Origin of the sequence: Kitasatospora sp. NPDC004745 (genome assembly GCF_042873275.1) — a bacterium.
Taxonomy (GTDB): domain Bacteria; phylum Actinomycetota; class Actinomycetes; order Streptomycetales; family Streptomycetaceae; genus Kitasatospora.
Genome location: NZ_JBIALK010000024.1, coordinates 135626 through 157593 on the forward strand (window position 1 = coordinate 135626; position 21968 = coordinate 157593).

The following is a 21968-nucleotide window of genomic DNA, read 5'->3' on the forward strand; positions in this document are numbered from 1 at the left end:
GTCCGATGGTACGTAGAAGAGTTGATGTTTCCAGTGGCCCGATCAACTGGGGAGGCTGGGCGCGTTGGCCGGACTATCCGGCCCCAGCCCACGGCCGGGCACGCCCTGCGGCGTTCCCAGCCCCGATCCGCAGGCCACCATGTCCAACCCCGTCGCGCTGGCACTGGACCGGCCCACCCCCGAGAACCTGCGGACCGCCCGCGACAAGCACCGCCGCAGCGCCGCCGACGAGACCCTCGGCCCCTCCGCCCGCCGCCACCACGAGCACGCCGCCTGCGGCTACGACTGGGCGCTCCAGGCGATCGACACCGACCCGGAGGCCGCGCACCACCACCTGGGCTACGCCGCCGCCTACGCCGAGCAGGCCCGCCACCACGCCGTCTCCAGCCGCCGATGGACCCTGGCCCCTTCTGCGAGTGGCTGACCCGCAGCGGACAACTCCCGGACGACTACACCAGCGACGAGGCGGACGACCGACTGGTACTCGCCTACCGCGCCGGCATCAACCACCGCATCGGCCCCGAGAGCGGCTGGACCCGCACGATCCCCGCCTACGACACCCTCGCGATGTGGCGCCTGACCACCATCGCCACGCAGTTCCTCGACAGCTGCGCCTCCGGAACCGGCCACTCCTCCGCTGAGCTTCGCGCCGCGAAGGCCCTCACCGACCGCCTGGCCGACCTGGCCCACCGCCAGCTCGCTGCCGCCAAGTGACCCGCGAGCCGGGCCGCATGCCAACTCCGAAGATCGTGATCGCCCCATCGCCCATGCCCGCGCCCTTCCAGCGCGCGGATCTCCAGGGCCCGTACGACACCGCACTGGCTGCCGCCGCGCTCGAACTCCTCGCCGCCAACACCAGGACATTCCGCCCGGGAACGGCCAGCATTGAGTTCACCACCGAAGTCGGCGGCCCACGCATCCAGGCCCTGTGGCCCGAGGTCTGCACCGTCCTGGTCACCCCGCACCGGCGAGAGCTGTGGCGGCGTCGGGGGGCGAACGCATATCGCTCCGCGACCACCTGCGGATCTAGGACATGGAAGGTCTCCTGCCCGATGCCCTGAACGTCAGCGGCCTCCCCGTGGTCCCGATGGGCGCCGGTGCCCCTGCCCGCCACCTGCTCCGCCTGCCCGACCCAGACGTAGCCGGCGCGCTTGCCGCCCGCATCCGCAGCCAGCACCCCGCCGCCAGCGCCCTGCTCATCAGCCTCGACTCTGAGAACGGCACGGTGGACATCGCCGTCGAGCACATCGTCGGCCCTGACGGGACCTCCCTCGCCGCGATCCCCAGGGACCGGGCGTTCGCCCCGGCGCCGCAAGAGGCCTGGTGGTGGCGCAGCCGCAACGAGACCGTCTGGGCACTCCGCCACCTGTGGAGGCACCCCCAGCACCGCGCCCGCCACTTCCGGCCGCAGGGCAGCGAATCGCAGATGTGGAACAACGGACTACAGGCAGTCCTCCTGCCCGCCGTCCCCGCCCTGCCTGCCGGGGATGCCAGCCGAGCGCCCGCCAAGCCGGTATGTGGCCGACGGGTGCTTCTCAGCTGAGGAGGCCGTCTCCGGCTCCTCGGTTCGGTTGAAGTGAAGACCGGCTCGGCGGTTCTCGGGCATGATGCTGCTGCAGGTAGACAAGGGGGCTCGTGGTGGCGGGTGTTGAGGTGGCGATCCTTGCCGAAACTGGCAGGTTCGACTCGGGGGATGCACGGTGGCAGGATCAGGTCACAGCGTTGCATACCGAGTTGCGTGAGGAGGCCGGGACGGTCTTTTCCCGGGGCGTGCCCGAGCCGGGGTGGAAGGGCACCGCCGATACGGTGCTACTGGCGTTGGGTTCCTCCGGTGCGCTGACCGCCGCCGTGGCGTGTTTTCGGGCGTGGCTGGCTCGGGACAAGACGAGGACGCTAACCGTGACCTGGATTGACGAGGCTGGGGACGAGCGGTCGATCCGGGTCAGCGGCGACAACCTCGACCAGGCATCGTTCCAGGCGCTTGCCGAGGGGGTCCGCAGTCGTCTCGGAGACGGCAGCGACAACGCCGACCAGGCATCGTTCCACGCGCTCCCCGAGGCGGTCGACAGTCCTTTCGGAGACGGTTGATGGCGGAAGCGGGGCGCCATCGGGCGCTTCTGATCGGTAACGAGAGCTTTCCCCGTGACCCGCACGCCCTTCTCGACCTGGACGGGCCCCGAGTCGACATCCAGCAGCTGCAGCAGGCACTGACAGACGAGCATGTCGGTATGTTCCGAGGTAGTGACGTCCAGCAGCTGTTCGACAACGGGATCCAGGACCTCAGGGAGCAGGTCGACGAATTCTTCACCGCGGCCAACCGTGAGGACACCCTGCTGTTGTACTACAGCGGCCACGGCCAGACCGACGAGCGGGGAACGCTCTACCTGTGTGCCAAGGACACCAGCACCAACCGCCTGCGGGCTACCGCGCTGAGCGCGATCGAGATCAACAACATGATCGACGGCTCGCCGGCGGGCACCACCATCGTCATCCTCGACTGCTGCTACAGCGGCGCTTTCAAGGGCGCCGCCAGGACCCCGGCTGCGGGCCGGGGCAGGTACGTGCTCACCAGCAGCAGATCGACCCAACTCACTCTGGCGGCCACCAGCCCTGGCCAGCCCAGTCCGTTCACAGGTGCGCTCGTGCGCGCCCTGCGGCAGGCCCGGCCCGCGGGACACCTGACGGTCGTCGAGCTGTACCGACAGGTGTACCAGCGGATGACCGAGAGCTCCGTAATTACCCCGCAGCTGAGGATCGCAGGGGAAGGCGACGTGATGATCGCCCGGGGCGCGGCCCCGCTCCAGGGCACTTCGGCGGGCGAGCGGGCCCCCACCCTGGAGAAGATCCCGGCCAGGCGTTCCGTGGGCCCTATCGGCACGTTTCCTGGCGAGGCCAACGTAGGTACCGCGCTGGCGCCCCAGCCGCCCCACGTCCCCTTCTACACCCTGCCGCCGTACGAGCTACTCGAGCGCGGCGCCCCCTCCAAGGGTCGCACCCAGCGCAACGACGATGAAGTAGCCCAACTGCAGAGCGTGTTCGCCGAGTTCAAGATCGACGCCAGGGTCATCGGCTTCTACCGCGGCCCTACGGTCACCCACTACGAGGTCGAGCTCGGGCCCTCTGTGAAGCCAGGGCAGATCACCGCGCTGACCAACAACATTGCCTACGCCGTTGCTACCCCCGACGTCCGGATCGTCTCGCCGCTCCGAGGGGAGTCCCCGGTCGGCGTGGAAATCCCCAACCCGGACCGGGAGATGGTCGCCCTCGGCGACCTCCTGCGCTCGCGCACCGCTGCGGAGGATCCGCACCCGATGCTGGTCGGCCTGGGCAAGGATGCCCAGGGCTACGCCGTGATGGCCAACCTGGCCAAGATGCCGCACCTGCTGATCGCCGGCGCCACCGGCGCAGGCAAATCCTCCTGCATCAACAGCCTGATCACTTCGGCGCTGGTGCGCACCACCCCCGACGAGGTCCGGATGATCCTTATCGACCCCAGGCGGGTCGAACTTGCCGCCTATGAGGGCATCCCACACCTGATCACCCCGATCATCACCAACCTGAAGAAGGCCGCCGAGGCCCTTCAGTGGGTGGTGCGCGAGATGGACCTGCGCTACGACGACCTGGAGGCCTTCGGCTTCCGGCACGTTGATGACTTCAACGCCGCGATCCGCGCTGGCACCATCCAGCACCCGCGCGGCAGCGAATGGGAGATGGTGCCCTATCCGTACCTGCTGGTGGTCGTCGACGAGCTGGCCGACCTGATGATGGTCGCCCCACAGGAGATCGAGGACTCGGTGGTACGGATCACCCAGCGAGCCCGCGCCGTAGGCATCCACCTAGTGCTCGCCACACGGCGCCCCTCGGAGGACGTGGTCACCGCCCTGATCAAGGACAACATCCCCTCCCGGCTGGCCTTCGCCACCTCGACCATGGCCGACTCCCAGGCCATCCTCGGCCAGCGCGGCGCGGAGAAGCTGCTCGGCAAGGGCGACGCCCTGTTCCTCCCGATGGGCGCCTCAAAGCCGGTCCGCATGCAGAGCGCCTTCGTCACCGAGGCCGAGATCGCCAAGGTGGTCCAGCACTGCAAGGACCAGCTGACGGCCCTAGTCAGCCCTGCGGGCTAAGCCCTGCGCTCTGGTGCGGGGCTCTCTAGGGTGGAGTGATGGGAAAGAAGGAGGGGGCGCGCCCCCGGGGGCAGCGTCGCAGTTCAATCAGTTCTTCGGTGCCGGGATGGCAGAACCTGGGGCCGCTGCTTCCGACAGGCAAGCCCTTCGTCCGTAGAGCGAGGAATGGGACCACTGGGGAAGAGGCGGTTTTGAAGTTCCTCAGTGACCAGAGGAGCGAGCGGCAGCAGCGCTTCTTCGCGGAGGCTCGCCGGATGAACGGGATGACCCCCACTCCCGGTGTTCTACCAGTCCTGGACATCGATTGCGCCGATGAAGAGCGTCCTCAGTGGTACGTCATGCCTCTCGCGGAAAGCCTCAAGGGCGTGCTTGACGAGGTGGAGTCGTTGCAGGAGGTCGTGGCGCCCTTTGTGGTCCTCGCTGACACCTTGGCGGCACTGGAGAGTGAAGGTATCTACCACCGCGACATCAAGCCGGACAACCTGTTCTGGCACGACGGCGGCCCGGTGCTCGCGGACTTCGGCATCGCCTACTGGGGAGAACCAGGCCCGACCCAGCCTGTTGAGAAGGTGGGCCCGATGGGATTCCTCGCTCCCGAGATGTACACAGCCGGCACCGACGCGGGCGAGGTCGGCGCCAGCGCCGACGTGTACGGGCTGGCGCAGACCCTCTACGTGGTGGCTCGTCGCGAGGGCCGCTATCCGCCCGGCGGTCCGCTACGCGCTGACGAGGAGGTCTACGCCTTCCGGCAGTGGCAGGACACGCGTGGCATTTCTGGTTTTCGGCACGTCCTGGAGGCAGCCACGTGCGTCACTCCCTCTGCACGCCTCACCATGGCGGAGCTCGCCCGCCAGTTGCGCGTTTGGCTGCAGCTCGAACGGGACTCACCGATCCTCCCTCGGTCATCTGATAATCGGATCTTGGGGCGGGGGTTCTTCGACGACATGTTCCGGCAACTTGAGAGAGACAAACAAGCCACGGTTCGGGATATGGCGCATGCTCTCGACAAACTTGCCGATGAGTACTTCTCAGCCGGCGATGACGCCACAGAAGGGGGGAAGAATGACTGGCTGGGGAAGCACGAGTGGCCAGAGCAGCCAGCAGGAACCGTGGGTGTGGAAGGCGTGAGGTTCGTTTATCACGTCGAGGACCCCGCCGAGGGTCGGCGAGTTGTGCTTGGGGCCGAGACCGAGGGCGGCACTGTCTCCTTCGCAGTCGAGCTCCAGAAGTTTGCGTCCACCCAGTGGCAGCTTGTATGGCAGAGCGCCACCACCCCGAGGCACCAAATGCGTCTGCCTTCGGTTCAGCAGGAGCTGGCAGGTCTGATGAACCAGGTGATGGATCAGCTTACACAGTACGGCTACTGACGCGTGAGGCATGGACTTCTGTCCAGCCACCCGCGCATAGCGGCCTGGCAGGGCCCACGGACGGACTTCCTGGGGTGAGAATCCGCCCGGCCGCTCATTAGCTGCCTGGGGTCGTGGACTCCATCCAGGTCGATGGTACAAGTCCTGAATCGTTGCCGTAGCGCCAGCGTTCGACGACGTGCTGGCTGAAGACCGGGTCGTCGAGGTCAGCGTGTTCCATGACGATGACCTGCATCTTGCCTTCGAGTTGCTGCAGCGTTCGGTGTATGGCCTCGTAAATGTTCAATAGATGCGTGCGGTCGTTGGTCTGCAGGACTTCCTCGCCGGTCGGTTCCGCTGGGAAGTACACCTGCGACGGTTGGTCGAGAACCAAGACGTTGGGAACTGGGCTCTGGTGCCTGGTGAACCACTCATGGAGGCTCAGATGGGTGGACACGTGGTAACCCAGGTGGTTCTCGGCACTCCCCATATCCTTGAGCTGGACTGGTCCGTCGGCGGTGTCGGCGACCACAGTGAGCCGGTTGAGGTCGAGCCGGATGGGCGAGGTCGCGAAGTCCAGGTCCAGGCTCATGGCTTTCTCCCTGATGTCCCGGTTGATCAGGGACAAGAAGCTGGCGAGGCGCTCGTCCTGAGTGCTCCCGCTGAGCTGTTCCTCCAACCCCGCGATCTGCTAACGCAGTTCGCCACGGCGGTCCAGGGCACGAGGCACCGAGGCCTGTTGGGCGATCGTGTCGACGTAGAAGCTGATACGTCCCTGGACGATGGCGGCCCTGCGCAGGTCATCGGGCTCCTGTTGGGTCGTGCGCAGGCTCGAGGTGAGTTCTTGAACCTGTTCCTGGTTGCGGGCAAGGTCTGAGCGAAGCTCTTGCAGGCGGTCTTCCTGGTCGGCGATGAGCCGTCGGATAGCGGGGGTGTCGTTTCGGATGACCCCGAGATCGCCGTCGAGGAGGGCGAGGTCCCGTGTGAGGCCGGCGATAGTGTCGTTCGCCGAGGGGATGGTGCTGTTGCAGACGGGGCAGTGATGGACATCCCTGGCGTCTGTGTCCTGGCGGAGGAGGCCGAGGGACGTGAGGCGGGCACGCTGTTCGATGGCCTGGTTGCTGAATTCGTCGTTCTCGGCGAGGGCGCCCTTGAGGTCGGCGATCCGAGCCCGAGCCAGCGCGAAGTCCCGACGCAGATCCGCTCGGCGGGCGTGGAGGGTCGCAAGGGGGTCGCCATCGGTCGCGTGGGGCCGCAGTGTGCCGCCGTGGGCCAGGTCATTGCGGAGACGACGGAGGATCTGAAGGACATCGTCTGCCGGTTGCGCGCCGGTCTGCGGGGGCAGCAAGCCGGCTTCGATGGCTTCGATCAGGAGTGCCTGAGCCTGGCCGCTGGCAGGGGTTCGGTCTGCAGATACGGCGAGTTTGGCCTCGTTGTCGGCCAAGTCCCGGCGAAGGTTACGGAGCTTGTTGTGAAGCAGGGCTTGCTCGGGGTCGACCGCGCCGAGGAAGTACGGGACGACTCCCCGGATCGTGTTCGGCCTCCACTCCTCGCCCTGCGAGTGGAAGAGAACATCGGGGTTAGCGACTTCGTTCTGAGCCTGGAGGCAGAAGAAGAGGGCATGGCGGACGGACGGGGCTATGAGTGTGTTCTTGCCGACGGCCGGCACACGGACGGTGTTGTCGATGCCGCAGAAGTCGCTCAGGTAGGCCTTGGCGGTGTCCTCGGGCGTCGTGAAGCGAAGATCTTCCAAGGCCGGTGGCAGGCTGCCGGGGGCCTGGGTGAGCACACACATCGTGGTGCTGGTCTTGGCGTTGTCCTTGGGCGCCTGACGGGCAACGAAGAGCTGCTCACCGGGCTTGGTGAGGGTGATGCCGTAGGTGCTGACGTAGGTGCGGACCTTGCCCGCTTTGACGGGGTAGTCGGAGCTGGCGAGGCAGTAGTCGATGATCGTCAGCAGTGCGCTCTTGCCACGTCGGGAGTCACCCGTGACGATGTTTAGGGCGCCGAGCTGGAAGGAGACGGTACGCATCTGGCCGGGCTTCTTGCCGTAGATTGTGACCGATTTAATTTGGAACGTCACGGTTTGACTCCGAGAAGGGCCAGGACTGTGCTGAGGCTGCCCGTGCTGGGCAGCCAGCGCCCGAGGAACTGGGCGGCCTGCTGGATCGCGATGGTCTGATTGGTGGCTCCCTTGACCCCCTTGGTGGTGGGGCCCAGGGCCAGGGTGAGTCCCTCTGTTGTGGCCAGCAAAGTCCTGGTCTGGAGGGCAAAGAGGACGCCGGGGCGAACCACGGCGGCGAGGGGGGCCGCATTGCGGGTCATGGCGATGCGTACGCCGTCATTGGCCTCGAGCCACTTCATCAGTCCGCTGTTCAGAGTGCTCGGGAGGGCTGCCCTGACCGCGGGCTGAAGGGCCATGATCCCTGCGACGACAGCCACGGGCAGCGGACAGGGGGAGTCGTACTGCTGTTCGTGCCCTTGGACGGCGCGGGTGCACAGGAGCGCGGTGAAGGCGGGGTTGTACAGGGCGCGCTCTTCGCGGCTGAGGTTCATCCAGGCACCTCGACGGGCTCAAGGAGCTGCATCAGGCGGGCGGCGAAGTCGGGGTGCCAACCGACTCGGCGCTCGTCTGCGAGCATCTGGTAGGAGCCCTTGGTCACGAAGACCTCGTCGCATCCGGTGCGGATCTGGAAGCGGGCTTCTTGGTCGACCCATCGGTAGATGAGCTTGGCCTCAGCCTTCTTCTGCTCCTCGGTGGCCTCGGGGCCGAGTTCTTCCTCCATCACAGCGAACCGGGCTTCCCACTCTTCCACCAGCCGACGCTCGTACTCGCCGATCTCGCCAGGTCGTAGCAGGTTCTCGTTGGTCCACCGCGAGCGCTGCGCGAAGGCGCGCACGTAGTCTCGGACTGCGAAGCGGATGCGTGTGGAGCCCACTCCGATGAGTCCCAGTTGCTGGACGAAGATCTTCTCTGCCAGTTCCGTGGGGTCGCCGGTCATGAGGGTGATGTCGCCGTCGATCGGCAGATTGTCGTACTGAAACTGTCGCTGGAGGCTACTGAATACCTCGTCGAACTCGACGCCAGTGATAGGGCTGCCACCTGGCGTGCGCATCTGCTCGATCACGCGGTCGTAGAACCACCCCTCCAGCCGGTTCAAGAAGGCTCTGGCGGCGTCGTGGCCGGCGGCCACGGCCGCGAGGCGAAGCATCGCGGTCCGGACGTCGGCGATGTCCTCTGTACCTCCGACGACCTGGACTCGCGCAAGCAGAGCGCTCTGCAGCGGCTTGGCCATGCCGGTCAGTGCAGCGAATGACTTCAGGAGGTCCCGGCTCGTAGTCTTTGAGGCTTCGGCTGCAGCGCAGAGCTGTTTCAGGGCCCGCTCCTCGTCGCGGTGTCCCGTGTCGCGATGCTGGAGGAGATAGCCGACGCTGTCTACAGGCAACTCAGCTGTGGTGAGCAGGTAGAGGTTCGTCTCGTCCAAGTCGATGCGCCCTGCCGTGGCCGCCTCTGCCCAAATCCGGAGGGTCTTCCACAGATCCTTCGACGTATCGGTCAAACGCACGCCCTCGGCACGCTGTTTGAGCTGTAGAAGGTCAGTCACGGAGCCCACGTGCTGCTCGATGTCGTCGGCGGCCTCAACCGCGATGCTCCAGTCAGGGCCGGCGCTCATCCACTGCTCGAAGCACATGTGCAGAGCCTTGGCGAACTGGAACAAATAGCCCAAAGCTGACGCTGACGCCTCATACTGCTCTCCGCCGTCTGCCATCACACCCCCAAAGCCAGACCGGTCCCGCGATCATTCCATGAGGTCGATGATCCGCGTAAGGGTGGGTGCAAACCTCGAAGCGCGCCGTACCGGGCAGACACGCCGCCGCGGTGTGCCGGCAGAGCGTAGTGGTGGAGGACTGGTCGGACAGGCCGAAGAGCTGCATCAGCCCGGTGTCCGCCGAGCTGGCGTCTCACCCACTCCAGATCCCCCGAAGATCGGGGTGACGTGCTCCCGCTGAGCCGGGCTTCGCTCGGCCCAGGCGGAGATGTGGCCGCGCTGGAGCTGCTCCGGGCGTGGGCGGGGCCAGCTGGACTTCACCGCGTTGCTGCGCTCCCCCGCTGCGCGGGCCGCCGCCAGCACGCAGGTGCTGTAGGCAACCGGAGCACGCACGGGTTCCTGAGCAGTGGGGACTGAGGAGAACGCCGCAAGTCAGCAGGTCAACGGGTCATGTTCGGGTCGTCACCCGATGGCGTGAGATTCTTGCGATCACTGGCAGATTCCACAACCCGATGGCCGGGATCTCGCTCACCACCGCGGTACCCGTCCCCACCCCGCTGCCCAGCGACCGGCTGCGTGGACTCCTGGACCGCCTCGACGGCCCCCGCGCCCGCCTCGCCGTCGCCCTGGTCGCCGGCCACGGCGTACGGCCCCTCGAAGTCGCGCGGTTCAGGCTCGACGACCTCGACCTCATCCGCCGCACCCTGTGGATCCGACGCGGCGACGACCACCGGCACACCCTCTACCTCGACGCTCTGACGCTGGACCTGCTCGCCGCCTGGCTCCAGGAGCGCCGCAGGAAGTGGCCCACCTCACCCAACCCGCACCTGTTCATCACCAGCCAGTCCGCCCACCACCCCGCCCAGCCGCCCCTGAGCTACTGCGGCCTGCGGGCCTCCTTCGACCAGACCGGCACGCTGCCCAAACAGCTGTGGTCCGACCGCGTCCTCGGCGAGGCCAAGCACACCACCGACCCCGTCCACCTCGTCCGCGTCTTCGGCATCCACCCCCACACCGCCGTGCGCTACGTCCACGCCGCCCACCCAGATAGGGCTCTCGCGAAGATCCGCTAAGCACGCCGGCTACTTCTATGCCCATCGTGGCCCTGACGCTCTCGACTGCTGAACATGCTCCGGGTGGCGGTTCAGCGCTTGATGCGTCCGCGGATGGCGAGGACGGCGAGGGCCAGGAGGGCGGGTTCGAGGAGGCGGGAGGTCATCTCGATGTAGGTGCCGGCGGTGGTCAGGTCTTGTCCGCTGGAACGGAAGACCACGGAGTTGAGCGTGATGTTCAGGGCCTTGTCGAAGCGTTTGCTGGTGAACCTGTCCGTGGCCGGGTTCTTCGGGTCCTGCTTGTCGATCGTGAAGGTGACCTTTCCCCCGCCCGGCGGAACGGTGCCGGTCGCTTCCTGCTTCGGAGAAGACGCGGGCAGGCCGAAGGCCATCAGCAGCACAATCGTGGCCAGCATGGAGGCGGCGAGCCAGCCCAGGGCACGGGAGGCACGCAGACCGTAGCCGGATAGCAGCCAGTACCCCCACAGCAGACCGCGTTCGACTCTCGAGTTGCCGGTGCCGTCGTGGCGGCGCATCTCGCACTCACCGTAGTAGAAGTCTGCAGCGCCAGGCTCGTTCTTGCCGTCCTCGAACGCCTTACGGAGCTGCCGGTAGACGGCCGCCACATCGTCCGGGTCCGGGGTACGGGCCGGATTCGGATGATGCGGGCCGGTACGCCACCGGTCGGTCGGCGGCACAGTTCCCGCAGGCACGGCCGACTGGCCTGCGGCCCGCGCCCGCCAGTGGTGCTCCTCGGCAAGTGCGCGCCGACGTGTCCAGTGACCGATCCATATGCCCCGGCGGTGCCATCCGGTGGGCGGAGGAGCAAAGATCGTGCGGCCCTCCAAACGTAGCTGATCGAGGTGGAAGGCTCCAGAAAACAAGCAGTCGGATACGTCGGTGTCGGTCAGCACTAGGTGCACAGCGTCCACCCCCTGCACCGAGGTCACCCGCACACCTGCGGGGCCGGACAACAGACTTTCGTCTACGACACCACCAGCGGTGAACGGGGCGGGGTGAGCGGTGACCGCGACTGGAGCCGTCAGCACCGCATAACTTAGATCTGCGGAGGCGTAGCGCAATCTCACTGTGGCCGTCGAATCCCACCGCGTCTGCACAAACTGCACCTCACGCGCCGCCATCTCCAGCGTCACCGGCGTGCGGAACACAGCACCAGACAGATCCAGCGTCCCTGAACAGACAATCGGCCCCCATCGCGAAGTCATCGAGAACGTCGCCTTGTCGAACTGGCCGTTGCCTGCGACTCGCACTCCGACGAACCGGGCGTCGCCGGAGAAATGTACTGAGTCGAACCGGGCGTCGCCAGCGAACTGAGCCCTGTTAAATATGGCGCTGCCGGCGAACTTGGCCTCGACGAACATAGCGACGCGGGAGAACCGTGTCCTGAGGAACCATGCGTGACCGGAGAACTGCGCCGCAGCAAACCAGACTTCGCCGGAGAACCGCGCCTCGTCGAACCAGGCGTTGCCGGAGAAACGTGTCCAGTCGAACCGAGCGTCGCCAGTGAACTGAGCACTCTCGAACCGGGCCTCACCGAGGTGGGGGTGCGTGGTGGCGGGGTCGCGGAGGGCGGTCAGAAGCCGGTTCAGAAGGTCTTCGGTGAAGGGTGTGCCGCGGTGGTCGATGTCGGCGCCAGGTGTTAGGCCCGTCAGATAGGCGTCGCGATCGGTGTCGGTCAGGTGGGCGAGACAGGCGGTGTGGCCGGGGACGTGGATGCCGCGGCAGCCGACGGGGTCGGTCCCCGGGTCTGCGCCGCGGGCGCAGTACGGCCAGGACGGTGCAAGCGGAGGTGTGCTCATGGTGTGACGGCTCCAGCAAGAAGAAGTGTGCCGGGGACCGCCCGGACGGGCAGCAGCCTGGGCCGGGCGGCTGCGCTGATCAGTCGCGACCAGAGGGAACGGGTTGTGCGCGATACGGGTTCCTCCCGGATACACGCCGCGGCAAGGTCCTCGACCTTGCGGTCAGGAGCGAGTTCCTCGACAGCGAACGCGATACGCCGTAGCGGTCGCTCCCGCTCCAGCTGCCACACGACCAGCCGCACCTATGCCAGCACCCGTCGCTCTCGCCGGAACTTCCCCAGCCATTCACCTCGCACCCACCTCAGCCTGCCAGCCCGGCGCCAACCACACCGCACGTTCAGCAAACTGAACACCCAACCGCTACCTACGGCGCCGCCACTCGCAGGGGGCGTGGTGGTCCCAGTCCTCCTGACGGCCAGATCGTCGCAAAGAGTACAAGCGCAGCCTGCCGACCCAGCGGCCGAGCCAGCTGGCATAGCGGAGCGGTCAGGAAGGCCAGGGCCAGCATGAAAGCCCTCGGCCGTCAGGTACGCCATCGGGGACGCAGCTCCGCCTGGGCTGCACCATTCAGCGTTGATGCCACGGTACGTTGGCAACCTGTGCGCTCTATCGCCATTACAGCGAGTAGACGGGCTGGTTCCGCGTCTTCGTTCCACACGAATCTGCGAACCTGCGCGCTTCAACCTGGGACTCCTCGCGCTGCCGGGCCGCGACGTCCGGGACCCCCGTTGCGAGACCGATGGGAGGCGCTGGAGCGTTCGCCGGGGCCGGCCGCCCTTGCAGATTTAGACGGTGCGACCGAGCACGCCAAGAGTCCGGCCTCGCTGTGACAACGATGCCTGCGGGAACCGGGCCTATTGTCGCTCCCGCTCCACGAGCGCTCGTCCACGCACCGCTCGAGGAGTGAGTGACTCAAAAGCTGGTAGCGGACACGTCGATGAAGCCATAGGCCCGGAACATCTCCACCATGGCGTCTCGGGCCAGGGAGCGCCGCTCCGAGTCCGTCAGATCGAGCGGTACCTCAACCGAGATGAACATCTCCGTCAGGTGCTCGATCCGGCTGCCGCTATGGCCGAGGGACGCGAGATCCAGGACGTCGCGCAGGAGCCAGCGGGAGGCCACTGGTTCGCTCGGCTGCGTCGCGGTCACGATCAGCCCGATCTGCGGGGCGCCGCGCAGAGGAACATCCGCTGGCACAGAGGCCGCAGCAGGTAGTAGCAGCTCGGTAACCGTGGCCCATCCCGCGACAAAGAATTCCAGTAGTTCCTCCGGAGACATGCGCGCCTGGTCTGCTGCAGCGGAAGGCAATCCGAGGCCCTCCCCCCACGCCTGTGGATCACCGACTTGCAGTTCCGCGCACGCGATCACGTCCATGACTCCGGGGTACGGAAGAGTGATCATCATCCGTGAGCTGAGACCGCTCGGGCCGCCCTCACCGGAAAGCGAGCACATGTAGGCCGCGGACCGAGAGCTGTTCCAATCCGGGCAGCGTTGCCATACGCCAGCGCGAAGCTCGCGCCCTCGCCGTGAGGACAATACCGTCACCGCCCCGGCCAGACGGCTGAATGGCAGGACTTGCTCCAGTTGTCCACGCGCATCAGAGGAGATGTCGAAATGCTGAGCGCCGATCCATGGGACGTCGGCCACAACCCGCAGTTGGAGATGAGGTGCCGTCGGGAAGTCGGCCCAATGCGAGGAGGCTCGTGGCTTCTCGAAGCTTATCCTCGGCTCGGGCTCCCACCGCCAGCTCGTCGACTCCGGTGAGAGACGCACAATCCGGCCGGCTGAGCGCCCACCGGCCAGTTTGACCTCGGTGGCTGCCTCGTCGATTACCGCCGCACCGGCGGACGTGACTGGAAACCCGATCGCGCCGAATGGGTCATCGGCACAGTTGAGGGAGCCGATCCGGTGTAGCGCCGCCCACACAGCCTCCGGCACGCCCAACACTGGCCTGTCGGCACCCGCACACAAGATCCACCCAGGACCAGGGCTGCTGCCAACCAAGCGCTGGAGGACTCCAGGGCCCTGCAACTCAACGTCGGCGCTTGCCTGCCACGCGGCGCTCCCACCGGGCAACTGCGCGGCAGCGGCCTCGAATTCCAGCCGACGCTCTGAACCTCGGCCGATCTCGGACCGCGGATTGGTGCCTGCGGTCAGAGAAGAAGCGATGCGCTCAGCGAGTCCGCTCTGGAAGTCCTCAGACTTGAGCAATGCCGACAGGTCGCCCACGGGTGACTGCTGGCTGACGGTCTGCCCCTGGGCCGCATAGCCATCGAAGTTGTTGAGGATGTACTGGACAGCAACGTCGGCGACCTGCCGCGGCTGAGACAGCAGACCGTTCGCGTTTAGGACGTTGGCCAGCCGACGGTAGACCTCCAGAAAGGTGGTCCGCCTCGCTCCCAACTGGCGGGCAGCCAGGTAGTAGCGGTCCGGATCTCGGTCCTTCCACTCGGGAGGAATCACGAGGTAGGAGGCCGCAGTCCGGTCCTGAAAGAGATGGTTCGTCATCTCTTCGCATAGGGCCGACAGCGCGTCCACAGCTTCCTGATGCGCGACTGAAACCTTCTCGTCGAGGAAGTCGAAGAGGTCGTCCCGGAGCATCCGCAGGGTGGTATCCGCGCCTTCCGCAACGGTCAGCGGAACACGGTAGAGGGGAGCTTCATTGCGGAAGAACTTGATCCAGGGAGCCTCACTGTCCAGGGCCCTCATGACCCGAAGGGCCTTGCTGGCATCCGCACTGAGCCTCGCGCTGTCGCCAACCATGTCCTTGCTCCCCACCTCACACCGGACCACGCGGAGCAGACTCTAGTGCTGTCGTGTCCCAGCTGACGGCGATTGCATCCTCAACGGCGGTGCTGGCGGCGAAGACCTGAGAACATCGTGGCGACGGCACTGTCAGACCGAGAAGATCAATGACTAGACAGGACGGTGGACGATGACTGAGCCGATTCCAGGACCGGTCTTCACCTTGAACAACTACGGCTCTGGGGCTGTCGCTCAGGGGGTGAACGTCACCCAGAACGTAGGATCCGCGCCCGCCGATCTGGTCGGCCTTGTGGTCCAGCTCCGCGGCCTCGCGGTCCACATGGGATCGCGGCACGACCAGTTCACTGCGGACGTCGACCTCCTGGAGAACTCCCAGACTCCAGCCCCCGATCGTGCGAGCGCCTGGCAGCGAATCAAGGACGCGCTCACTCAGACGATCGGGCAAGTTGGCGCCTCTGGCATCCTCCTGGCAGGCGAGCAGGTCGTCGCGGCCATCAACTGAGCCTCCCGCTGCTCTGGCCCTGGTTGACGCGCCCCAGCGGGACCCCCAGACCGAAGCATCTGCTGGCCGGCCACCACATGTACTGTGCGATATCCAGTGGGTTCGAGCGAGTGTCTCTCCCTCGGATTGACCGCGTTGTCCCAGGTCGGCAACGCGCGAGGGCTCGGATGACCCGAACGGATCATGATGGTTCTTCAGGATTCCCGACGAACCATCATGATCTCCGCATAGAAGTGCAGGCCAGCGACTGCGAAACCCCTGGTCGGATCGCTGCTGCGCGCTCACCGGCCGATGGGAACCCACGGGATATCGCACAATCGGCCTGGTGCTCACGCACCAGCATCTCGGCCGTGTCCGGCTTCGGCTGACGGGCCCCACGCCGTGCCCCGGACCTGAGAGGCTGGTCTGTCCGGCCGGGGGGGTCGGGGAGGGAGGGTGACATGGCAGAGTCGGAGCAGGTGCCCGTCCGTGGGCCGGGGCTGGTCGCGCGGGTGTCCCGGTGGGTGGTCGACCGGAGGCAGACGGCACCCGGCAGGCGCTCCGTCGCGACGTGCACGAGAGCGGGGGAAGCACTCGAACGGCTCGGCACCGGGCGGACCATCAGCGACCGGTTGCAGACGGCCGTGACTAGCTGCTACTACGGCGGGTTCTCGATGGCCGCCCTCAAGCTCGCCATCATGGCCTTCGTCGGCCTGTTCCTGGCGATGCCTGTGCTGACCCTGGCGAGGAAGGCCGTGCACCTGGGCGAATCGCTCGGCCTGCCGCCCGGGACCGCAGCGGGAATCGCATTGACCGTGGCCACCATGATGTTCGGGTTCCTCACGGGCCCGGCGGCCAAGGTGGCAGCTGCGGTCTCGAACTACCAGGCCGCCAGTCCCCTTCCCGGCCAAAGTCCCGTGTGGGAAGGCGCGGCGAACCGCTACCGCTTCGGCTTCGCGGTCATGCTCCTACGCGGCATCGACGAGTGCGCCGACGTGCAGGAGGCGGTGTCCCCGACCGAGCTGGCCTGGGCAATGGTCGACCTTGCAACCACGCTCCACTCGGTGGAGACACAGGCGAAGGACGCCGGTACCCGGCGCGGCACGATCGCCTTCCTCGGCGGCCGGTCCAGGCGCCGGGCCGCCCGGCGCCACGGGCGCACCGTCGCGGCCGCAGTGCGCCGCGCCACCGCCGAGCTCGACACCGATCCGCGGGCCGCCGCACCGCGCATCGCGGCGATGCTCCACACCATCGCCGAGCAGTACGTCGAGGGCTGCATCACCGCGCTGCTGCCGCAGGACGAGCTCGAAGGACTCCATCCGGCCCGGAGCTGGGAGGGCGTCAAAATCGCGGCGTGGGCGGTGAGCGCGCCCGCTCTCACCTGGGGCACCGAGCTGCTGCGCCTGGAGGGGGCGATGCAGACCAGCATCATCGCGGGCGGGATGGTCGCGGTCGGCGCCTGCCTGTACGGCGGCCGGGTGCTGGCCAAGGCCGCCGAGGTGCTGCCCCTCATCGGCGGCCGCTGACGGCAGATCAGCCGGGCGGCGCCGGTGGCCGCCGATGCCGGGGTCAGCCTCCAACGGCGGGTTCGCCGGGGACGGAGGCGTGGTGCTGCCCGGCGCGAACGGCGGGTCGAGGTCGCGCTCGGGCTGCGCTGTTCGCCAACCATCCGGTGTCGAGTGTCGCGTGGCACGGTCTGATCACTGCTGTCGAGCACCTGGACTTCGGGCTGACCGCTCTGGCGAAGACCCAGACCCTTTATCCGGCGGTGTACTTCACGACGCTGCGGGTTGGTCTGCTGGGCGCCGCCCAGGCCGTGTGGGTCCTGGAGCCGACCATGCGGAGGGAGCGGCAGCTGCGCGCGCTCACTGCGGCGGCCGCGAACTACAACGAGCAGCGGAAGATGATTGGGGCGCTCTCGCCGTCCTCGCCCGAGCAGCAGGCGGAGCTCGCGGTGGCGAAGGGCAGGCTGGCGGACCGGCTGGAGGAGGCCGCCAAGGCCGCTGAGTCGATCGGTGTCGACCCGGTCAAGGCGCGAAAGCTCACGCTGGTCGCGACCGACGTCAGTCCCCAGGAGAGCGTCAGTGGGCTTCGGGGGCGATGAGCGCTTCAGTGACGGAGGCGATTTGGTCAGTGTCAAGGGGGAGGGTCCTCAACAAGCCGGCTCCCTCTCGTCGGTTGTCCGTGCGCGTTGCTTTCAAGGAGGTGGGTAAGTGGTGGGTCGTGGCCCAGGGGACGGGCCGGGGACGGGGCCTCTGGTCCCGGGGACGCTGCGGGGACAGCAGACGTGGAGTACCGTGGAGAGGGATGGACCCAGGCGGCCGCCGTATTCGGGCATTGCGTACCAAAGTGGAGCCTGGTGGGCCACCATATATGACGGTGGAACATATTTTCGATACTGGGGGTCAAGTGGCCGGATGGGTCGCGCGGCGCGGCTCGGCCAGGGTTGTACGCCCGCCGGAGGGAGTCCTGGCCACCGAACCGGTCCCGTTCGTGCGGCCCGCAGTGGTGGTCGGTTGGCTGCTCGCTGGCTGGGGCTCCGGTGGGGGCTCAGACCTCGCCGAGGGGGATGTTTGGGTTCGCCAGGCGGTCGGTGTCCACCACGCGCTTGGAGACGATCAGGTTGCGGATCGGGTCGGTGACGTCCCAGATGTTCATGTTCATGCCGGCGAGGACTCGGCCGTCCTTGAGCCAGAACGCGATGAACTCGTTGGCCTTTACGTCGCCTCGGAACACGACCCGGTCGTAGCCGTCGGGCTCGACGTAGCCGAGGTATTCCATGCTCAGATTGTCCCGCGACGCCACCGGCTCTTCAGGATGCCGGGGCGTCCAGTCGGGATCGGTCCAGGACTGCGGCAAGTAGAGCGTCCGGCCGATCGGGGTCCGGCCCAGCTCGTCGGAGTAGGCGAGGAAGACGCCGGCTTGGCGGGTTCTCGGTGCGGCCGTCGGTGCCGGAGTACTGCCGCTGGACTCCGGCGAAGGTGGTGCCCTTCTTCACGAAGCCGGTTTCGTCGATGATCAGTACGCCGTCGTCGGCGCCGAGGTGTTCGCCGAATCCCAGTCCGGTCGCAGGCCAATGTTCGACGAGGGTGTGGTTGTCCGACGGCTGTCGCCGCCTCTCCCCACCTCGCCTGGGCCGGGACGACGTTGCCGGCCACCCGACCCGATGGCCAGTCAGAAACACTCCACTGACTGTCGGGGCACCTTCCCCCCGTGCCCGACGCGCCCACGCCGGCGCCGAGCGTGCAGATCCGGTCCCCGGGCGATCAGCCACTGGATCAATGGCGACAGCTCGGACCACAAAGGAGTCGATCAACGGCCGGCAGACGGCTGCCGCCCGCGCAGTCGGCGCCCGGCCCGCTAGCGTCGCCCCACAGGGTCGGGGCGGCCAGCGGGAGGGAACCGAGTGGCGAGGTGGCGGCAGAACTACACCCCGGGTGTGATCATGGCGTTGACCGGGGCGCGCTGCCAGTGGCCCGGGTGCGGACGTCCACTGGCCGCACCAGTGGACGACGAGCCGGTGCTGGACGGCGAGATCGCCCACATTCGCGCCTCGCGGCCGGGTGGCAAGCGCCACGATCCCGGTTGGACGCGCGAGCAGTTGAACGGCTTCGGCAACCTGCTCTTGCTGTGCGCGCCGCACCACAAGGTCATCGATGGCAGGAAGGCTGACAACTACTCGGTGGCGGAACTCGAAGGCTGGAAACACGAGTACGCCGCGGTCATGAACGCCTTCTGGCGTCGGGCCCCCGATGCCGGCTCCACTCAGCTGCCCGCGCCCTCGGCGGCATGGCGGTCGTGGCCGACCGTCGCCGAGCTCGACCCGCCAGCTGCCGGGGTCCACCCCGGGTGGCCGCACCGCGGCGACGTCCTGCCGCAGTACGTTCCGCGGGACCTCGATCCGCAGCTCACCGACCTCCTGGCCCAGGCCGGCGCACGCGGAGGACTGGTGCTGGTGGCCGGTGACACCGCGTCCGGCAAATCCCGACTCGCCCACGAGGCGAGCCGCCGAGCCCTGCCCGACCACCTGGTCCGCCTCGCGCCCAGAGGCGGCCTGCGGGAGGCGATCGCCGCCGTTCTGCGCTGCCCGAAGCCCTGCATCCTGTGGCTGGACTACCTCGAGCGCCATACTGGATCGGACCGGCTGCGATCGCAGGACGTGGCCGAGCTGAGGCGATGTCGGATCCCGATCCTCTCCACCGTGCACACCAAGCACTTCCCAGCCCCCGCCACCCACCCGCACCGGGACAACGGGCGAACGACCGAGCCCGTGCTCTCGCAGGCCGTGCTGGACCAAGCCGCGACCGTCTTCCTCGCCCGCTCCTGGAGTGCGCCCGAGCTGGCCCGCGCCCGCGCCACGGACGACCCGCGCATTCGGAGCGCCGTCGACAACTGCACCCACGGGGGAGTGAGCGAGTTCCTCGCGGCTGGCCCAGCACTCTGGGCAACCTGGCAGGCAGCGTGGCGGATCGGCGGGCACCCCACCGCGGCTGCCTTGGTCCGCAGCGCGGTGGACCTGCGTCGGGCAGGGCTCCAGGGCCCCCTGCCCACCGATCTGCTCACCCGCGCGCACCGGTACTACCTGGCTGACGCCGGCGCCGACCTGCTGCGCCCCGAGCCCCTCGACGTGGCGTTCTTCTGGGCCCGGGAGAGCCGGATCGGGATGACCAGCCTGCTCCAGCCAGCCGCGGACGGCGCGCACCTCCTCTGTCCCGCCCTCCTCGATGGCGCACCGCGATCCGAGCCGGCCATCCATCCGCTGCTCTGGTTCGAGGCACTCGGCAGCGCCCCGGACCTCACCACCACCCTGACAGTCGTGTCCAACGCGGAGCGGGAACACCCGTCGATCACGCCCTGGCTCTGGCGTTGCCTGCGCGAAGCCGGCCTCACCCGGGCCGTTTGGGGCGAGGCCTTCGCCCTGATTCGGCAAGGCCGGCCCGAGGACGCACTTGACGTCCTGCGCGAACACACCGAGCGGCACGACCCGCTGGCACGCCGCTTCACCGCCCTCGCCCTGAAGGAACTCGGGCGCCTCGACGAGGCGCAGGCCGCATGCCATGAGGCCCACGCGCTCGGAAGCCCTGACGGCCTGGTCGACCTGGCTCAGATACTGGTCGAGCGGGGCCGACTGGATGAAGCCGAGAACGCCCTCCGCCGGGCTGCACGAGCCGGAGCAACCAACGCCTGGTTCAATCTCGGCGTCCTCCTCGCCGACCGGGGGAAGACCCGACCAGCCATCCGCGCCTACCGCAAGGCTGTGGCCGCAGGGGACCTGGACGCACTGGGGAACCTCGGTGGACTCCTCGCCGACACCGGACAGACCCATGAGGCCGAGACCGTACTGCGGCGAGCGGTCGAACTGGGCAACCGGGAAGCGGAGCTGGAACTGGCCAACGTCCTCAAATACCTCCACCGCACCGACGAGGCCCAGCAGCTCTACGAGCGGCTCATCGATCATGGCGACGCCCGCGCCCGGATCAACCTCGGCAACCTGCACGCTGCCAACGACAGCCCTGAGCAGGCCGAGCAGGCCTACCGCGCGGCCCTGGAAGCCGGACTGCCCGTCGCCCACGAGTACCTGGGACGCCACCTGGCCGGCCAGGAACGCTGGCACGACGCAGTACCGCACCTGCGGCACGCGGTCGAGCAGGGCGCTCCCGGCGCCGGCCTCCGTCTCGGCTACGCACTGCAGCAGGAGGGTCGGACCGAAGCGGCCAAGGACGCCTACCGCGACGCCGCCCGCGCCGGTGATCCCCTCGGCGCCGTCGGCTTCGCCTGCCTGGCCGACGAGACCGAGGCCGACGAGCGGCGCCTCCTCCTGCAGCAGGCGGTCGACGCGGGAAGCCCGGACGCGATGCTCGTCGTGATGGTCGAACTCGACCACTCCGGGCACCCCCGCGAGGCCGAAGCCCTTCGCCGCCGCATCACCGCCTGCGGGGACCCCCTGGTCTCCGGGCTCCTCGCCACCTACGCGCCCGTCAGCTGACGCTCCCTGGGCCGCAGGCCCGTCTGGCGGTTACTCAGGGGGCGACAGAGCCGGACGTCCTGTCCCTTTACTGATCGTTTCAGAATGACTTTGGCTCAAGGTCTTGCGCTCGGGTGATCTTGGTCGGCAGGGTATCCGGGTGCGTGATGATCTTGTTCCGGACGATCTGTGGGAGTGTGTGGCTCCGCTGCTGCCACCCGCCCCCGAGCGGCGTCGGCGCTATCCCGGGCGACTGCGTGTCCCGGACCGGGCAGCACTCGCGGGTGTGCTGTACGTGCTGCGAACAGGTGTCGCCTGGTGAGACGTTTCCGCGGACGCCGTGAGCTGCTCGGGGGTGACGGCCTGGCGCCGACTTCGGGACTGGACCGAGGCTGGCGTCTGGCCGCAGCTGCACGAGGCCCTGCTGACAGAGCTGCGGGCCAACGGCTTCCTGGACATGGACGATTGCGCGATCGACGGCTCCCACAACAGGGCGCTCAAAGGGGGGACCGCGTTGGCCCCTCGCCCGTCGACCGCGCACGGCCGGGGGACGGCGTCCCCTGTCGTGGTGTAGCGGATCATCGTGAGGGTGTGCGCCGGGGGCGCGTCGTCGTGTGAGCCCCACTCCCTGCCCAGCAGGCGGG

Annotated in this window: 17 protein-coding genes and 4 pseudogenes; 13 read left to right on the forward strand and 8 right to left on the reverse strand. The window is 67.7% G+C overall.

Annotated features, from left to right (window positions below; genetic code table 11):
- Positions 1 to 139 precede the first annotated feature (139 nt).
- From ACFYUY_RS31105 to ACFYUY_RS31135, 7 genes and pseudogenes are all read left to right on the forward strand, one after another.
- On the forward strand, positions 140 to 424 hold the full coding sequence (locus ACFYUY_RS31105; protein WP_387905604.1) for a hypothetical protein: 285 nt from the start codon (positions 140 to 142) through the stop codon (positions 422 to 424).
- Positions 394 to 714, forward strand: a complete 321-nt coding sequence (locus ACFYUY_RS31110) for a hypothetical protein (RefSeq protein WP_387905606.1) — start codon at positions 394 to 396, stop codon at positions 712 to 714. Before ACFYUY_RS31105 ends, ACFYUY_RS31110 begins: the two co-directional genes overlap by 31 nt.
- A 17-nt stretch (positions 715 to 731) precedes the next feature.
- Entirely contained in the window at positions 732 to 1061 is a 330-nt protein-coding gene (locus ACFYUY_RS31115; protein ID WP_387905609.1) for a hypothetical protein, read from the forward strand.
- Entirely contained in the window at positions 1034 to 1543 is a 510-nt protein-coding gene (locus tag ACFYUY_RS31120; RefSeq protein WP_387905612.1) for a hypothetical protein, read from the forward strand. Before ACFYUY_RS31115 ends, ACFYUY_RS31120 begins: the two co-directional genes overlap by 28 nt.
- A 110-nt stretch (positions 1544 to 1653) precedes the next feature.
- On the forward strand, positions 1654 to 2088 hold the full coding sequence (locus ACFYUY_RS31125) for a hypothetical protein (protein ID WP_387905613.1): 435 nt from the start codon (positions 1654 to 1656) through the stop codon (positions 2086 to 2088).
- A pseudogene (locus tag ACFYUY_RS31130) lies at positions 2088 to 4097 on the forward strand (DNA translocase FtsK); the annotation flags it as partial. The gene ACFYUY_RS31125 and the pseudogene ACFYUY_RS31130, both read left to right, overlap by 1 nt.
- Before the next feature lie 65 nt (positions 4098 to 4162).
- On the forward strand, positions 4163 to 5491 hold the full coding sequence (locus tag ACFYUY_RS31135; protein ID WP_387905616.1) for a protein kinase: 1329 nt from the start codon (positions 4163 to 4165) through the stop codon (positions 5489 to 5491).
- A gap of 97 nt (positions 5492 to 5588) precedes the next feature.
- Here ACFYUY_RS31135 and ACFYUY_RS31140 read toward each other — a convergent pair whose 3' ends face one another.
- From ACFYUY_RS31140 to ACFYUY_RS31155, 4 genes are read right to left on the reverse strand one after another with little or no spacing between them, the layout of a single operon-like run.
- A complete protein-coding gene (locus ACFYUY_RS31140; RefSeq protein ID WP_387905618.1) occupies positions 5589 to 6149 on the reverse strand; it encodes a DUF3732 domain-containing protein in 561 nt (186 codons plus the stop codon).
- Positions 6150 to 6161: 12 nt separating this feature from the next.
- Positions 6162 to 7553 (reverse strand): DUF3732 domain-containing protein, encoded by a 1392-nt coding sequence (locus tag ACFYUY_RS31145; protein ID WP_387905621.1) that lies wholly within the window; start codon positions 7551 to 7553, stop codon positions 6162 to 6164.
- Positions 7550 to 8026, reverse strand: a complete 477-nt coding sequence (locus tag ACFYUY_RS31150) for a three component ABC system middle component (protein ID WP_387905623.1) — start codon at positions 8024 to 8026, stop codon at positions 7550 to 7552. Before ACFYUY_RS31150 ends, ACFYUY_RS31145 begins: the two co-directional genes overlap by 4 nt.
- Positions 8023 to 9162: an ABC-three component system protein gene (locus tag ACFYUY_RS31155; RefSeq protein ID WP_387905626.1), complete on the reverse strand. Its 1140-nt coding sequence runs from the start codon at positions 9160 to 9162 to the stop codon at positions 8023 to 8025. Before ACFYUY_RS31155 ends, ACFYUY_RS31150 begins: the two co-directional genes overlap by 4 nt.
- A gap of 590 nt (positions 9163 to 9752) precedes the next feature.
- Between ACFYUY_RS31155 and ACFYUY_RS31160 the strand changes: the two genes are divergently transcribed.
- Positions 9753 to 10313, forward strand: coding sequence for a hypothetical protein (locus tag ACFYUY_RS31160; protein ID WP_387905628.1), 561 nt, complete (start codon positions 9753 to 9755; stop codon positions 10311 to 10313).
- 71 nt (positions 10314 to 10384) lie between these two features.
- On the opposite strand, the gene ACFYUY_RS31165 is transcribed toward ACFYUY_RS31160, so the two are convergent.
- Positions 10385 to 12112, reverse strand: coding sequence for a pentapeptide repeat-containing protein (locus tag ACFYUY_RS31165; protein WP_387905630.1), 1728 nt, complete (start codon positions 12110 to 12112; stop codon positions 10385 to 10387).
- A gap of 912 nt (positions 12113 to 13024) precedes the next feature.
- Positions 13025 to 14875 (reverse strand): hypothetical protein, encoded by a 1851-nt coding sequence (locus ACFYUY_RS31170; protein ID WP_387905633.1) that lies wholly within the window; start codon positions 14873 to 14875, stop codon positions 13025 to 13027.
- 172 nt (positions 14876 to 15047) lie between these two features.
- Between ACFYUY_RS31170 and ACFYUY_RS31175 the strand changes: the two genes are divergently transcribed.
- From ACFYUY_RS31175 to ACFYUY_RS31185, 3 genes are all read left to right on the forward strand, one after another.
- Positions 15048 to 15380 carry a hypothetical protein gene (locus ACFYUY_RS31175; RefSeq protein WP_387905636.1) on the forward strand — a complete coding sequence of 111 codons (333 nt, stop codon included), beginning with the start codon at positions 15048 to 15050 and terminating at the stop codon, positions 15378 to 15380.
- A gap of 440 nt (positions 15381 to 15820) precedes the next feature.
- A complete protein-coding gene (locus ACFYUY_RS31180) occupies positions 15821 to 16885 on the forward strand; it encodes a hypothetical protein (RefSeq protein ID WP_387905639.1) in 1065 nt (354 codons plus the stop codon).
- A 146-nt stretch (positions 16886 to 17031) separates the two neighbouring features.
- Complete coding sequence (locus tag ACFYUY_RS31185) at positions 17032 to 17463, forward strand: hypothetical protein (protein WP_387905641.1); 432 nt, start codon at positions 17032 to 17034, stop codon at positions 17461 to 17463.
- A gap of 446 nt (positions 17464 to 17909) precedes the next feature.
- Here the strand turns inward: ACFYUY_RS31185 and ACFYUY_RS31190 are convergent.
- Positions 17910 to 18149 (reverse strand): annotated as a pseudogene (locus tag ACFYUY_RS31190) (oxidoreductase C-terminal domain-containing protein); the annotation flags it as partial.
- Positions 18150 to 18197: 48 nt separating this feature from the next.
- Positions 18198 to 18408 (reverse strand): annotated as a pseudogene (locus tag ACFYUY_RS31195) (transposase); the annotation flags it as partial.
- Between the two features lie 456 nt (positions 18409 to 18864).
- Here ACFYUY_RS31195 and ACFYUY_RS31200 point away from each other — a divergent pair.
- Together ACFYUY_RS31200 and ACFYUY_RS31205 are read left to right on the forward strand one after the other, a co-directional pair.
- Entirely contained in the window at positions 18865 to 21345 is a 2481-nt protein-coding gene (locus ACFYUY_RS31200; RefSeq protein WP_387905644.1) for a tetratricopeptide repeat protein, read from the forward strand.
- Between the two features lie 139 nt (positions 21346 to 21484).
- A pseudogene (locus ACFYUY_RS31205) lies at positions 21485 to 21885 on the forward strand (transposase); the annotation flags it as partial.
- Positions 21886 to 21968 lie beyond the last annotated feature (83 nt).

Bases quoted from the DNA above. Each gene is read 5' to 3' on its own strand.
- ACFYUY_RS31160 (WP_387905628.1), top strand. From the start codon at position 9,753: ATGGCCGGGATCTCGCTCACCACCGCGGTACCCGTCCCCACCCCGCTG.
- ACFYUY_RS31120 (WP_387905612.1), top strand. From the start codon at position 1,034: ATGGAAGGTCTCCTGCCCGATGCCCTGAACGTCAGCGGCCTCCCCGTG.
- ACFYUY_RS31105 (WP_387905604.1), top strand. From the start codon at position 140: ATGTCCAACCCCGTCGCGCTGGCACTGGACCGGCCCACCCCCGAGAAC.
- ACFYUY_RS31180 (WP_387905639.1), top strand. From the start codon at position 15,821: ATGGCAGAGTCGGAGCAGGTGCCCGTCCGTGGGCCGGGGCTGGTCGCG.
- ACFYUY_RS31165 (WP_387905630.1), bottom strand. From the start codon at position 12,112: ATGAGCACACCTCCGCTTGCACCGTCCTGGCCGTACTGCGCCCGCGGC.
- ACFYUY_RS31115 (WP_387905609.1), top strand. From the start codon at position 732: ATGCCAACTCCGAAGATCGTGATCGCCCCATCGCCCATGCCCGCGCCC.
- ACFYUY_RS31110 (WP_387905606.1), top strand. From the start codon at position 394: ATGGACCCTGGCCCCTTCTGCGAGTGGCTGACCCGCAGCGGACAACTC.
- ACFYUY_RS31155 (WP_387905626.1), bottom strand. From the start codon at position 9,162: ATGTGCTTCGAGCAGTGGATGAGCGCCGGCCCTGACTGGAGCATCGCG.
- ACFYUY_RS31175 (WP_387905636.1), top strand. From the start codon at position 15,048: ATGACTGAGCCGATTCCAGGACCGGTCTTCACCTTGAACAACTACGGC.
- ACFYUY_RS31170 (WP_387905633.1), bottom strand. From the start codon at position 14,875: ATGGTTGGCGACAGCGCGAGGCTCAGTGCGGATGCCAGCAAGGCCCTT.
- ACFYUY_RS31150 (WP_387905623.1), bottom strand. From the start codon at position 8,026: ATGAACCTCAGCCGCGAAGAGCGCGCCCTGTACAACCCCGCCTTCACC.
- ACFYUY_RS31135 (WP_387905616.1), top strand. From the start codon at position 4,163: ATGGGAAAGAAGGAGGGGGCGCGCCCCCGGGGGCAGCGTCGCAGTTCA.